The following is a 12,642-nucleotide window of genomic DNA, read 5'->3' on the forward strand; positions in this document are numbered from 1 at the left end:
TTTCGAATATAAAAGACTCAACGTCAGAGCACAATTTGAAAGCCTCGCCCTAAAAAGCGGGGCTTTTTCGTTTCTGGGGTTTATAAATCATTACTGTTCTATTTTTTGAGGTTTATTATTTTCATCAATTTTAACGTAGGTAAATTCTGCTTGTGTTACTAGTTCTCTCATATAACTATTTTTTCTAATAACATAAGTTCTTATATTTAACTTTAGAGAAGTAGTACCAATGTTGATTAATTTAGCATAAACTCCAACAACATCTCCAACAGCAACTGGTCTTATAAAAACCATTGAGTTAATAGCAACTGTTACCGTTTTGCCTTTAGCAATCTTGTGGGCAAGTATTGAGCCTCCAAGATCCATTTGGGATAATATCCACCCTCCAAATATATCTCCATTTACATTTGTATTTTCAGGGAGTGCTAATGTTCTTATAACTAGCTCTCCATCATTAACTTCTTCTAATTTTTCATTCATAAATTAAAACTCCTATTAACCATATACTATTAATTTTATATTTTTTTTTATTAAGTCTTAATTTACTTTTGATAAAGTAATTAGTATGCTGTCTGTGTAAACAGTTATATTTATAAGATTATCTTAAGGAGAGTTAATATGAAAAGAAAGTTAATATCAACAATCTTGACAATATCATTATTAAGTCCAGTTGGAGCTTTTGCAGTTACAACACTTCAAATTAAAAATGAAGTTAAAGGTACTCATATTGGTACAGTGAGTAATGTGGATGGTAATTGTGCTTTAAATAGTAATGATGGTACGAATATAGAAGTTACATGTAATACAAATATGTTCTCTAATGGTATAACTTTCCCATTAGTTAATAATAATGGAGATAATGTTGGATTTATTACTGCTTCAAATCCTTTGTTTGGATCTGCTAAGTTTGAATTACGTGATCCTAAAAATAATGAAGTCTTATCTACCTGTGACTCAAGTGGTGAGTGTGAAATAGCGGAAGCAATAAATACCCAAAATACTTCTGGAGATTATTTAGTTTCTAAAAAGATAGAAGGTGAAAATATTATATTGATCAAAAATATCGATCAGTAAATTAAGCTAAAGTATATAAACTAATTAATTTTTTCCTTATCATTTTTATATGAAATTCAATGAATATATAAACTCTAGATTTATTATTTCAGTTATTCTAGTTAATAAATGGAGTTTCATTATAATTATGACGAACAACAACATTGTTATACATTACAAATGATGGTTGTTGGTCCTTACTGTCTTGATTATTTATATTTTTAGCTTCTATTTGGAGATTTGTAACTTCTTTTTGGAGTGATTTAATAATTGAATTGACAGATTTGTTGGAGTTTGTATTTATATCTGTCACTGCATATGATTGTAAGCTTATAAGTAAGAACCAGCTAATTACTAGAGCTTTCTTAAATTTATTAAACATATTTTTAAAAATAATTTAATTAAATACCTTAATATTACTCTTTTATTGAGTTAGTGCAAGTATATAAAATAAAGTATAAGTATAAATATTACATAAGTTAAAGGAAAAGCAATTCGTGAGAAAATATCTATATTCTTAGCTAAAGAATCTTTATTTATTTTAATAAGCCAATATACTATTAGACTTTCTAATACTGTAGAAAATAGTATAGAAAATGATAGTAATAAAAAACCATCGGTAAAGGTTAAATAATCAATATCTGGCATTTCTCCTTCAACTAGGAATTGATATGCTATAACTGAAAGAATTCCAATAAAAGAAATATTTAGTCTATCTGGTAAAGCTTTTGTATCCATCCAAAAAACAGCCCACATTGCCAGAACTAATAAAGATAAAGGAACTAAAACTTTTAGTAAAATATTTACGGGCTTTCTCTCTAATGAAATATTAAACTCAAGCATCGATATCTTATCTGCTTTACCATAATATTGTTTGATAGGTGTACTACTTTTTAAATCAAAATTTATAAGTTGCCATTCAGCTATATTAACATTAGGGTGGTCTCTAGTATAATCTTTGACTGTTATCTTATAGTTAGGGTCTACTTCTAATTTTACTTCATTTGCAGTATATCCAAATGGTATAATATAAGCACTAAGGTTTTGTTTATCAAAGGGAAATTTTCTCAACTGCATTGGGGTTTCTAGTGTCAAAGTTCTTTGTTCTGTATATATTACATCGCCATTTGGGTAAACTCTAAGTTGTCTAGATTTAATTTGGGGACTTCCTATTTCATTTATGATAGATATTTGTGGTCTCCATCCTTCAAAAATTTCATCATATTGAAAATCACCTTGATAATTCTTATATTCTATATTCTCTTGTTTTGAGTCAAATGCTAATCTAGGATCATTCCATTTAAGCTTTAAGATAGCATCTATTTGAATTTGCTCATTTACTTCATCAAGATTCTGGATATCTGTAATAAATGCTGTCGCATATACTATGGTAGGATTTCTAGGAGGAGTTTTACCATAAGAAAAAGCATCAAATGATATGAAAATTAAAAGAAAAAGTAATAAAGAGTTAGATAATCTTAGCATTAATACTAATCTAAATATTTAATGGATAAAATAAATTATACTTTATTAGTATATTTAGTTCCAATTTATAAGAATCGCTAATTTTAAAAAATTATAAGCTGGATTATATTTGTAATGGCGACTATAAATGGTTTCATAATATAAAATAGCAGATTTGAGCCATTAAAAGGAATAATTATTAGAACAAGTAAAATAAAAAAACCATACCTTTGTATACTATTGTATTTATATGCTAAAGAAGGTGGTAGAAAGGCTGTTATAATCCTGCTTCCATCTAATGGAGGAATAGGTATTAAATTTAGGATCATTAATACGACATTTATCATTATACCGTAAAAAGCCATCCCTTGAATATAAGGATGTAAAGTTACATATTTTGCAACTATAGCCCATAGTAACGCCATTATAAAATTCGCTAAAGGTCCTGCTATAGCTACTAAAGCCATATCTAATCTAGGTTTTTTTAGTTTATTATAATCTACCGGTACAGGTTTAGCCCAGCCAAATATAAAAGGAAAACCAGCAGCTGCTGATGATAGTAACATTAGCCCAGGAATTAAAATAGTTCCAATAGGGTCTATATGTGATACTGGGTTTAAAGTAACTCTACCAAGCTTATATGCCGTGTTATCGCCTCTTAATTTTGCGATTAATCCATGAGCAGCCTCATGCATTGTTATAGCAAATATTAAAGGTATTCCTGCCATTAATATTGTTATTAAAATATGGTTTATATTCATTATCTATTAAATTGATAGTTGAGTATGTGAGTATGTGAGTATGATTATATTAGTTATTCTTCTTAATATAAATGATCAATGTGGAAATAGTTTTTTAGCCTTTAAAAAATTAATCAAAAGTTAATATAAGTTATAAATAGATTAATTTAACATTGATTATAATTTGTATTTATGTGAAATGATACAGTGTATTAGTTATAAAAATAAGCTAAAAATAGGTAAAATTTTATATATTTTACATTTTAAATTAATATTTATTTAAATTTTTATTGTTTTTATATTTTAATAATATTATTATAAATTTATTTAAAAATTAATTATAAATTTTATTATTATTAATTTTTTAGAAAAAATGTTTTGAAAACAATGAATCTGCTATATGAGAAATTGTTATTGTGAGTTAAAGATGTAACAATTTTTATGTGGGAGGAGTCATTTGATTTTAATAATAAATTAAGGGAGGTTCAATTTATGGCAAATCAATATTCAGGAAACTTTGAACAAATAGTAGAAGATAAATTTAAGTGTTCAGCACGAGAAATGTTATTAAAGTGTCAAAGAGAAGGTTTAAGCTATCAGGATGCTGAAAAAGTTTTAGGTTTTAAGCATGTTACAATTAGAAAATGGGCAAAAAGATTTGATATTAAATTGCCTCCAAGATTTAAAATGAATGAAGATACAGCAGATCTTAATAGAGAAATAGCTTATGTTAATGAGTGTAAATCAGAGAATCTTACTAAGACTAATATCTTTAGCCGTTGTTGGATAAATATAAATCTTTATTCAGCTATAAAAGCTAAGTCTTGATTAACTCTTATGTTTGAATTGTTTTTATCAAAATTAAAAGATATTTTTTCTCCTGGCATTAAAACAATAACAGTTGATCCAAAGTTAAACCAACCAAGAGTATCACCTTTTTTAAATTTAATATCAAATTTATTCGTATCATAGTTCCATATTTGAACACTTTTATAATAACTAGGAGCAACTTTACCATGCCATACTGTTTCTATGCCGGCAACTAAAAGAGCGCCTACAAAAATTACGGCAACTTCACCAATTTGTGTATCAAAATAGCAAACTAGCCTTTCATTTTTGGCAAATAAATTATCTATTGAATTTGTTGTTGTTTTATTTACAGAATAAAGCTTACCAGGGATATAAACCATTTTTGTTAATTTTCCATCTATTGGCATATGTACGCGATGATAATCTTTTGGTGATAAGTATATTGTTGCAAATTTTGTAAAATCTGTTTGAGAGCTTTTTGCAATTAATGCTTCTGTAGTAAAGGATTTACCTTTTGCTTGAATAATAGTGCCATTTTCAATATTACCAAACTCACTTAAAACACCATCTGCTGGAGATGTGATAGTAGATGAGTCCGTATTTAAAGGTCTAACTCCATCTTTTAACTCTCTTATAAAGAAATCATTAAAAGATAGATAGTTATCAAGGTTTGTTTCTTTTGCTTCATCTATATTTATTTTAAATTTTTTAATAGCTAGATTAATTAGATAGTTTTTTATAGCATTATTTTTTGACTCTGCAAGTCTGCTAACCATACGAGAAGTTAAACCATGCGGTAATAAGTATTGTAAAAATATAAATAAATTATCTTTCATATGTACACTCGCGTTATTTTAAACTAAAAGCTTTTATATATTAGTATATCACTGTGTTATAATATTTAGCTAACTTAATCAGTCAATCATACGAATTTAAAATAATGAAAAATATATCTAAAATATTTGTAATGTTAGGCTTTGCTTTTCTATTACAAGACTGTTCGACAAATAGTGTTGATAATGATTTTTCATATGAAAATCTATCAGAAACTGTAAGTGGTGAACCATTTAGAAATAGAAAGTATGATTATGCAAGGGTTCAGGTTAAAGAAGAACCTTCTTTAAAAATACCAGATGGATTAAATGGTAATAAAATAGATCCTGCTTTGAAACTTCCTGAGGGAGATAATAATTACGCTAAGTCTCAAGTAACTGAAGCTCAGAAAGAGATGTTACCTCCAAATTATTCTGACAAATTTGATATGGCTAAAATTATAGATGATCAAATTGCTAAAGTTTCTATTAGTGTTCTTTATGATGATACAGGAGCACTAAAACTAGTATTTAGAGAGCCGATAGCTATTACTTTGAACTTGCTTGAGGAATATTTTAAAGATAGACCTAATGATTATAAGTTGTTATCAGTAAAAGATGAGATACTATCAGGTAATGTAATAAAGGTTGAAGATATACATAAGAAATTAATATTTGTTATTAAAGCTCGTAAAGTTGATGATCTATCTAGTTTAGTAAAAGTAAATGCTGTATTTACGAGTGATGGTAAAACCGAAGCTCCAGATCATATAAGTGAAAGTGTTAAGCTATTAAGTGATATACGAAAAGCTTTGAATAATACTAAACTTACAAGTGATGCTAATCTTAAAATAGTTAAGCAAACGGAACTTGAGTTAACAAAATCTTCGGATACTACAAAAGATAATAAGCAAAGTATGAGTGGGCTCTCAGGTTCTGCTAAGAAAAGTAAGTTTGGTGCTGGCTCATATGATATGACCATGCGAGAATCTCAGACACAGTCGCAACAGGAGTCGCAATCAAATCAAGATTATACTCAAATGACTGCACCATCCGGCAGTGAAGTTTATAATAGTGATGCACAACCACAAGTATTAAATACATAGGTAGTAAAATGTATGATATTTCAGTTTTTATAGGAAGGTTCCAACCTTTTCATAAAGGACATTTACATAATATTTTAGTAGCTCTTTCTAAAAGTAGCAAAATCTTAATAAATGTTGGAAGTTCTTTTAATGCTCCTAATATTAAAAATCCTTTTTCTTTTGAGCAAAGAAAGCTAATGATTAAGGAGGATTTACAAGTTTCTGGAGTTGACTTATCTAGAGTTATGATAGAACCTTTAGCAGATTTTTTCTATGAAGAGCAAAAATGGGAAGAAGCCTTACGTAATAATGTTGCTAGATATGCTAAGCAAAATCAAACGATTGCTATTGTTGGGCATATGAAAGATGATTCTAGCTATTATCTAGAGAGTTTTCCCGAATGGGGATTTATTCCTGTTGATAATTATAAAAATTATAATGCTACAGATTTTAGGTTAGAGTTTTATAAAGGCTCTATTAAATCAGAGTATATGTGTAGCAATGATGCTAACATGGCTACATATAAGTTTCTTGATGATTTTATGAAAACACAAAATTACTATGATTTAGTACAAGAAAATAATTATGTAATAGAACATAAAAAATCATGGAAACCCGCACCATATAAACCAATCTTAGTGACTGTAGATGCTTTAGTTATTGTAAATGACCATATTCTCTTAATACAAAGAAATGGACATCCTGGAAAAAATCTTTGGGCATTACCAGGAGGGTTTTTAGACTATACTGAAACTATATCTCAAGGAATTATGCGAGAACTATTTGAAGAGACGAATATTGATTTAACAGTTGAACAGCTAGCTCTAGCTAAAAGGCATGAGAAGGTTTTTGATTACCCATCTCGATCAGTTCGAGGTAGAACAATAAGTCATGTGGGACTATTTATATTTGAAAAATGGCCGAGCTTACCAAATGTTAAAGCAGCAGATGATGCAGAGAATGTTAAATGGGTATCTATTAGTTCAATTATTAATGATATGTGTGTTAGAATGCTAGAAGATCATTATCAAATTATTACAGTTTTACTAGAAAACTATTATAGAAATAAATAGCGTGGAGATTGTCGTATTATGAGTTTATCAGTTGTAATTTTAGCTGCAGGTAAGGGTTCTAGAATGAATTCTAATAAACCAAAAGTTTTGCAAACACTTGCAGGAAAGCCTCTTGTTGAGCATGTTGTAAAGTCTGTTGAGAAATTAAATCCTGATAATATTGTTGTTGTAACTGGACATTTAAAAGAACAAATAGAGAATGTTTTAAAAGATAAAAATGTAACATTTGTATACCAACAAGAACAATTAGGAACAGGGCATGCTGTTTTACAAGCATTACCATATTTAAAAGATCAGAAAGTTCTAATTTTATATGGAGATGTTCCGTTGATATCTGCAGAAGTTTTAGATAATTTAGTTTCTACTACACATGACTATGATCTTGGAGTACTAACTGCCTTTGTTGAAAATCCTAAAGGTTTAGGAAGGATTGTGAGAGATAAATTTGGTGGTGTATCTGAAATTGTAGAAGAGAAAGATGCCAATGATACTCAACGTCAAATAAAAGAGATAAATACGGGTATATATTGTGCTCATAAAAAACTTTTAGAAAAATGGTTGCCTAACTTAGAAGCAAATAATGCTCAAAAAGAATATTATCTAACAGATATTGTTACTTTTGCTAAGAATGATCGTTTGTCAATAAATGTAACTCATCCTCTTTACGAGTTTGAAATATTAGGGGTAAATGATAGACAACAACTTGCCGATCTGGAGAGAACTTGGCAAAAAACTATAGCAGAAAGAATAATGGCTAAAGGTGTTAGTATTGCTGATCCAAATAGGTTTGATGTAAGAGGTCATTTAGAGGTTGGTAAAGACTGTTGGTTTGATATAAATGTTATTATTAAAGGTAATGTAAAAGTTGGTAATAATGTCGTTATTGGAGCAAATTGTATTTTAAAAAATTGTGTTATTGAAGATAATGCTAAAATTAAAGCAAATAGTATGGTTGATGGTTCTGTTATAAGACAAGGGGCTATTGTCGGTCCATTTGCTAGAGTTAGACCAGATTGTGACATAAAAGAAGGAGCTGTCATTGGTAACTTTGTTGAGGCGAAGAAAACAGTTCTTGGAAAAGGATCAAAAGCATCTCATTTAACTTATCTTGGAGATAGTGAAATAGGTTCTAATTGTAATATAGGTGCAGGAGTAATTACTTGTAACTATGATGGAGTGAATAAACATAAAACTATAATTGAAGATTACGCATTTATTGGATCAGATTCGCAATTAATTGCTCCTGTAAGTATAGGTCAAGGAGCAACTGTTGGTGCTGGGTCAACAATTGCAAAGGATGTTCCAGCTGATAATCTAGCTATATCAAGAGCTAGGCAACGTCATATAGATAGTTGGGAAAGGCCAGTAAAAAAGACTGATAAATAAGATAACTAGTAGGGTTTTGCTATGTGTGGAATAGTTGGTGCAAATTCAACAAGAAATGTTACAAATATTTTAATTGAAGGTTTAAAAAAACTTGAATATAGAGGCTATGATTCAGCTGGTTTAGCTGTAATTGATAGTCAAAAGAATATAGATATATGTAAAGAAGTTGGTAAGGTTATTGAGCTTGAGAAATCAGTACATTCTTTGTCAGACTTTAAAGGAAATATAGGTATAGCACATACAAGATGGGCTACTCATGGCAAACCTTCAAAAGCAAACTCTCACCCTCATGCATCTGAGAATTTCTGTATCGTGCATAATGGGGTGATAGAGAACTTTTCTGAGCTTAAAAAATCATTAATAGCAGATGGTTATGGATTTAAATCAGATACAGATACAGAAGTTGTTGCTCATTTGTTAGATAGGGAATGGGATGATCAAGAATCTATAATAGAGAATATTAAGCGAATCATAAGTTTATTAAAAGGAGCTTATGCTTTAGCAATTATATCGCAAAAGTTTCCTGATGAAATTGTTGCTGTACGTTCTGGTTCGCCTTTAGTAATAGGTGTTGGAATTGATGAAAATTTTATATCTTCAGATGCTTTATCTTTACTACCTGTGACAAATAAATTCTCATATCTTGATGAGGGTGATATTGCAATAGTTTCTAAAGAGAAAGTAAAAGTCTTTGATAGTTGTGGAATGTCTAAAAATCTTGAAGTTGAAGAATATAATTACTCGTCTTCAAGTGCATCAAAAGATGGCTATAAGCATTATATGCTTAAAGAAATATATGAGCAACCTGAAGCTATTTCAAACACAATTTTAGCATCACTAAAAGATGATAATCAAATCAGTTTAGAAAATTTTGATAAGGCAAAAGAATTATTTGAGAAAACTAAGCATATTTGTATAGTTGCTTGTGGTACTAGTTATAATGCTGGCATGACAGCCAAGTATTGGATAGAAAAATATGCAAAAATACCATGTAGTGTTGAGATAGCTAGTGAGCTTAGGTACCGAGATAATGTGGTAGTTGATGGATCATTATTTGTAAGTATCTCGCAATCAGGTGAAACAGCAGATACTTTAGAGTCTTTAAGAAAGAGTAAAAAGCAAGGATATGCTGGTAGTATGTGTATTTGTAATGTACCAAATAGCTCACTAGTAAGGGAGTCGGATGTTGCATTTATGACAAAAGCAGGTGTTGAGATAGGAGTTGCATCAACTAAAGCGTTTACAACTCAATTAATAGCTTTAGCTATATTTACACTAGCTATGGCTAAGCTTAAAAATAGCTTATCAGATACTGAAATATCTAAATATACGCAGGAACTAAAGAATACGCGAGCTTTAGTAATGGGTGCTCTAAAATTAGATCCAGAAATAGATGAGATAAGTGAGTATTTTTCTGATAAGGAGCATACTATATTTTTAGGACGTGGGTTGTATTTCCCCATAGCTGTAGAAGGAGCTTTAAAGCTTAAAGAAATATCTTATATTCATGCGGAAGCCTATCCATCTGGTGAGTTAAAGCATGGTCCATTGGCTTTAGTTGATAAGAATATGCCAGTAGTAGCAGTAGTGCCTAATGATAATTTATTAGATAAAACTCTTTCTAATCTTCAAGAAGTCCATGCTAGAGGCGGTAAGCTAATTCTTTTTGTTGATAAGGTTATTAAGGATCGAGTTAATTTTGATAATAGTATTGTGCTAGAACTAAATGGGGGCAATGATTTTAGTGCTCCAATAGTGTTTACAATACCTCTTCAGCTTCTTTCATATCATGTGGCGATAATCAAAGGAACTGATGTGGATCAGCCAAGGAATTTAGCTAAATCAGTGACTGTTGAATAATAACTATACTTGTTTAAAACTAATCAGAAGTCTTTAATCTCTTAAAGATCTCAGAATAAAAAGTATTTTTTTCTAATAAACATTAATCTTTTTTAAGAAAGCTATTATCTCTAAGAGAATCTATGGAACTCGTTAATGATATTTGTTTAAATAGTAGAATAGTTAAAGAATAGTTATGGTTCTATGGATTTTAATAAACCTCTAATATATGAAGATATTAGTCTTCAAATAATGTATCAAAGTGATTTTAATAGATTATTCGAGGTGGCTAAAGATCCTGAAATTTGGGATCAGCATAATGATAAAAAAAGATGCGAAATAGAAGGTTTTAGAAAGTTTTTTGATACAGGTATAAATAATCCTCAGAATTGTTATTTAATCTTTTATAAGGATGAGCTAGTTGGGTCAACACGGTACTATGAGTATGATCTTAATGGTTCATCAATAAAAATAGGATATACATTCTATGCGAAAAAATATTGGCAAACAGGCTTAAATAGAATAGTTAAAAAAATAATGCTTAGCTATGCTTTTGAATTTGTAGATAATGTATTTTTTGATGTTTGGATTGAAAATTTTCGTTCACAAAAAGCTGTAAAGAAATTAGGAGCAGTTCTTTATAAAGAAGATAATTTGGCTGAAAAATTGATTTTTAAGCTTAATAAAAAAGATTGTTTGATAAATCTCTATTAAAAATTTATTAATATATAAGATAGACGTATTCTATTTTTAAATATTATTTTGATGTAAAATTCCTTAGTATTATTGCTTTAAAATGGGAGATGTTTTATGCGACGTGATTTACAAACTTGGCTATATGAGTATTCATTAAGTCATGAAAATGTTACAAATCAAAAGATTCACAGTATTTGTGTTCCAGCAATTACATTTTCAATTATTGGAATATTATATTCAATTAACTTTTGGTTAGCATTGATTCTAATAGTGTTAGCATTATGCTTTTATTTTTCATTATCTTATTTATATATGGGTATTATGTTAGTTATAAGCTTAGTTATGCTAGGGGTGGCTATATTTATTCCAAATATTTTGCTAGTTTCGATAGTTATATTTATCGTTGGTTGGATATTACAATTCTATGGACATCATTTAGAGGGCAAAAAGCCATCGTTTCTAAAAGATATTCAGTTCTTATTGATAGGCCCTCTATGGGTAATAAATAAGCTTATACATTAATAAAATAAAAGGCATTAGAGTTTAGTTAAAACATCAACTAAGTTTTTACACATAATTTATTTTGAATTTAACTTAAGAGATTAAAATAATTTTAAGGAGATTTATTAGCTAAATAAAAGCTCTTCTTTGAGCAAGTCTTGCTCTTTTTACAGCTGCTCTTTTAGCAATTTTTCTTTTTTCTGTTGGCTTAACATAGTGTTGTCTATCTCTAAGCTCTTGTTTGATACCTGCTTTTTCACAAGCACGCTTAAAATTTCTTAAGCTAATATCAAAAGGCTTACGCTCATCTACTCTAATACTTGGCATTATAGTACCTCAATATTTATAGCTTCAGGGCCTTTTCTACCTTCTTGAGTTTCAAAAGTAACTTGCTGACCTTCAGCTAATGTTTCACCATTTAATTTTGATATGTGTACAAATACATCTTTGCCACCGTTTTCAGGAGTTATAAAACCAAATCCTTTTTGGTCATTGAAAAATTTTACTGTACCTTGTGATTTATTATCCATTTTTATTCTCTTTAATTTTTATTTGTTAGTTCATATAGCCTATTTAAAGCTATTAATTTATGTACGGATTATATGAAATGACAATTTAAGACGTTAAGCAAAAACTGAAATTAATATAATGAAAATTAAAACATTTGAAAATTTTCTTATCCTTACATCTAGATTGTAGTATAAAAAAGTTACAAAAGATATAGTTAGATATAAAATGATATTATTTAGTCTAGCTTTATTCTTTTTTCTTTGAGGAGTTTGCTGGAACTTTGCCATTGTTTTACACGAGGTTCCAAGCTGTCAATTTTCTTATTAAACTCTGTTTCAAGATCTATGCCATATAAATTGGCAATTTCAAGAACGCATACTAGCACATCAGTTAGCTCTGATTTGATTTTTTCATTGTCTGTAGCTTCTTCATAAATTTCTTTCTGCATAATTTCATTAGCTAATTCCCCGACTTCTTCAGTTAAAGCAATAAAACTAGCTAATCTTGGATGAGAAATGTTTTTAAAAAGCTTATCTATAGTTTGTTGAGCTTCTTTAATTTGCATGAGATTTTTAGAATTGATTTTTATTTTATATTATTAAAGACTGTTGAATAAATCTTTCAATTTCTATGAATAGGAATATTTTTGCTATTTTTAGTAAAAACTTAGCCT

16 protein-coding genes are annotated in these 12,642 nt (G+C 29.0%); 8 read left to right on the top strand and 8 right to left on the bottom strand.

What is annotated here, in order from left to right; translation table 11 throughout:
* Positions 1–90: 90 nt before the first annotated feature.
* Complete coding sequence (locus R8535_RS09750) at positions 91–480, bottom strand: acyl-CoA thioesterase (protein ID WP_329498810.1); 390 nt, start codon at positions 478–480, stop codon at positions 91–93.
* 138 nt (positions 481–618) lie between these two features.
* Between R8535_RS09750 and R8535_RS09755 the strand changes: the two genes are divergently transcribed.
* A complete protein-coding gene (locus tag R8535_RS09755; RefSeq protein ID WP_329498812.1) occupies positions 619–1,074 on the top strand; it encodes a hypothetical protein in 456 nt (151 codons plus the stop codon).
* A gap of 97 nt (positions 1,075–1,171) precedes the next feature.
* On the opposite strand, the gene R8535_RS09760 is transcribed toward R8535_RS09755, so the two are convergent.
* From R8535_RS09760 to R8535_RS09770, 3 genes are all read right to left on the bottom strand, one after another.
* Positions 1,172–1,435, bottom strand: coding sequence for a hypothetical protein (locus tag R8535_RS09760; protein ID WP_329498814.1), 264 nt, complete (start codon positions 1,433–1,435; stop codon positions 1,172–1,174).
* A gap of 50 nt (positions 1,436–1,485) precedes the next feature.
* Positions 1,486–2,538, bottom strand: coding sequence for a ligand-gated ion channel (locus R8535_RS09765; RefSeq protein ID WP_329498816.1), 1,053 nt, complete (start codon positions 2,536–2,538; stop codon positions 1,486–1,488).
* Positions 2,539–2,621: 83 nt separating this feature from the next.
* Entirely contained in the window at positions 2,622–3,278 is a 657-nt protein-coding gene (locus R8535_RS09770; RefSeq protein WP_329498818.1) for a site-2 protease family protein, read from the bottom strand.
* Positions 3,279–3,749: 471 nt separating this feature from the next.
* Between R8535_RS09770 and fevR the strand changes: the two genes are divergently transcribed.
* Positions 3,750–4,085 (top strand): transcriptional regulator FevR, encoded by a 336-nt coding sequence (fevR, locus tag R8535_RS09775; RefSeq protein WP_329498820.1) that lies wholly within the window; start codon positions 3,750–3,752, stop codon positions 4,083–4,085.
* Here fevR and asd read toward each other — a convergent pair.
* Positions 4,058–4,903 carry an archaetidylserine decarboxylase gene (gene asd, locus R8535_RS09780; RefSeq protein ID WP_329498821.1) on the bottom strand — a complete coding sequence of 282 codons (846 nt, stop codon included), beginning with the start codon at positions 4,901–4,903 and terminating at the stop codon, positions 4,058–4,060. The two genes, fevR and asd, sit on opposite strands and share 28 nt — an antisense overlap.
* A 104-nt stretch (positions 4,904–5,007) precedes the next feature.
* Here asd and R8535_RS09785 point away from each other — a divergent pair, with 104 nt between their 5' ends.
* The 6 genes from R8535_RS09785 to R8535_RS09810 all read left to right on the top strand — a co-directional run bounded on the left by R8535_RS09785 (position 5,008) and on the right by R8535_RS09810 (position 11,480).
* Positions 5,008–5,985: a hypothetical protein gene (locus R8535_RS09785; RefSeq protein ID WP_329498823.1), complete on the top strand. Its 978-nt coding sequence runs from the start codon at positions 5,008–5,010 to the stop codon at positions 5,983–5,985.
* A gap of 8 nt (positions 5,986–5,993) precedes the next feature.
* Positions 5,994–7,037 (top strand): bifunctional nicotinamide-nucleotide adenylyltransferase/Nudix hydroxylase, encoded by a 1,044-nt coding sequence (locus tag R8535_RS09790; RefSeq protein WP_329498825.1) that lies wholly within the window; start codon positions 5,994–5,996, stop codon positions 7,035–7,037.
* Between the two features lie 18 nt (positions 7,038–7,055).
* Positions 7,056–8,423: a bifunctional UDP-N-acetylglucosamine diphosphorylase/glucosamine-1-phosphate N-acetyltransferase GlmU gene (gene glmU / locus R8535_RS09795; RefSeq protein WP_329498826.1), complete on the top strand. Its 1,368-nt coding sequence runs from the start codon at positions 7,056–7,058 to the stop codon at positions 8,421–8,423.
* A 21-nt stretch (positions 8,424–8,444) separates the two neighbouring features.
* Entirely contained in the window at positions 8,445–10,283 is a 1,839-nt protein-coding gene (gene glmS / locus R8535_RS09800; RefSeq protein WP_329498828.1) for a glutamine--fructose-6-phosphate transaminase (isomerizing), read from the top strand.
* A 183-nt stretch (positions 10,284–10,466) separates the two neighbouring features.
* Positions 10,467–10,976 (top strand): GNAT family N-acetyltransferase, encoded by a 510-nt coding sequence (locus R8535_RS09805; protein ID WP_329498830.1) that lies wholly within the window; start codon positions 10,467–10,469, stop codon positions 10,974–10,976.
* Between the two features lie 96 nt (positions 10,977–11,072).
* Positions 11,073–11,480 (top strand): Mpo1 family 2-hydroxy fatty acid dioxygenase, encoded by a 408-nt coding sequence (locus R8535_RS09810; protein ID WP_329498832.1) that lies wholly within the window; start codon positions 11,073–11,075, stop codon positions 11,478–11,480.
* 108 nt (positions 11,481–11,588) lie between these two features.
* On the opposite strand, the gene rpsU is transcribed toward R8535_RS09810, so the two are convergent.
* From rpsU to R8535_RS09825, 3 genes are all read right to left on the bottom strand, one after another.
* Positions 11,589–11,786 carry a 30S ribosomal protein S21 gene (gene rpsU, locus R8535_RS09815; protein WP_329498834.1) on the bottom strand — a complete coding sequence of 66 codons (198 nt, stop codon included), beginning with the start codon at positions 11,784–11,786 and terminating at the stop codon, positions 11,589–11,591.
* Positions 11,786–11,989: a cold-shock protein gene (locus tag R8535_RS09820; RefSeq protein ID WP_004286368.1), complete on the bottom strand. Its 204-nt coding sequence runs from the start codon at positions 11,987–11,989 to the stop codon at positions 11,786–11,788. Before R8535_RS09820 ends, rpsU begins: the two co-directional genes overlap by 1 nt.
* Positions 11,990–12,204: 215 nt before the next feature.
* Positions 12,205–12,534, bottom strand: a complete 330-nt coding sequence (locus R8535_RS09825) for a MazG nucleotide pyrophosphohydrolase domain-containing protein (RefSeq protein WP_329498840.1) — start codon at positions 12,532–12,534, stop codon at positions 12,205–12,207.
* Between the last annotated feature and the right edge of the window lie 108 nt (positions 12,535–12,642).

Source organism: Francisella sp. 19S2-4, from assembly GCF_036281795.1.
In the GTDB taxonomy this organism is placed as follows: Bacteria; Pseudomonadota; Gammaproteobacteria; order Francisellales; family Francisellaceae; genus Francisella.

Coding starts and splice junctions, on each gene's coding strand:
- R8535_RS09750 (WP_329498810.1), bottom strand. CDS start 480: ATGAATGAAAAATTAGAAGAAGTTAATGATGGAGAGCTAGTTATAAGA.
- R8535_RS09755 (WP_329498812.1), top strand. CDS start 619: ATGAAAAGAAAGTTAATATCAACAATCTTGACAATATCATTATTAAGT.
- R8535_RS09760 (WP_329498814.1), bottom strand. CDS start 1,435: ATGTTTAATAAATTTAAGAAAGCTCTAGTAATTAGCTGGTTCTTACTT.
- R8535_RS09765 (WP_329498816.1), bottom strand. CDS start 2,538: ATGCTAAGATTATCTAACTCTTTATTACTTTTTCTTTTAATTTTCATA.
- R8535_RS09770 (WP_329498818.1), bottom strand. CDS start 3,278: ATGAATATAAACCATATTTTAATAACAATATTAATGGCAGGAATACCT.
- fevR (WP_329498820.1), top strand. CDS start 3,750: ATGGCAAATCAATATTCAGGAAACTTTGAACAAATAGTAGAAGATAAA.
- asd (WP_329498821.1), bottom strand. CDS start 4,903: ATGAAAGATAATTTATTTATATTTTTACAATACTTATTACCGCATGGT.
- R8535_RS09785 (WP_329498823.1), top strand. CDS start 5,008: ATGAAAAATATATCTAAAATATTTGTAATGTTAGGCTTTGCTTTTCTA.
- R8535_RS09790 (WP_329498825.1), top strand. CDS start 5,994: ATGTATGATATTTCAGTTTTTATAGGAAGGTTCCAACCTTTTCATAAA.
- glmU (WP_329498826.1), top strand. CDS start 7,056: ATGAGTTTATCAGTTGTAATTTTAGCTGCAGGTAAGGGTTCTAGAATG.
- glmS (WP_329498828.1), top strand. CDS start 8,445: ATGTGTGGAATAGTTGGTGCAAATTCAACAAGAAATGTTACAAATATT.
- R8535_RS09805 (WP_329498830.1), top strand. CDS start 10,467: ATGGATTTTAATAAACCTCTAATATATGAAGATATTAGTCTTCAAATA.
- R8535_RS09810 (WP_329498832.1), top strand. CDS start 11,073: ATGCGACGTGATTTACAAACTTGGCTATATGAGTATTCATTAAGTCAT.
- rpsU (WP_329498834.1), bottom strand. CDS start 11,786: ATGCCAAGTATTAGAGTAGATGAGCGTAAGCCTTTTGATATTAGCTTA.
- R8535_RS09820 (WP_004286368.1), bottom strand. CDS start 11,989: ATGGATAATAAATCACAAGGTACAGTAAAATTTTTCAATGACCAAAAA.
- R8535_RS09825 (WP_329498840.1), bottom strand. CDS start 12,534: ATGCAAATTAAAGAAGCTCAACAAACTATAGATAAGCTTTTTAAAAAC.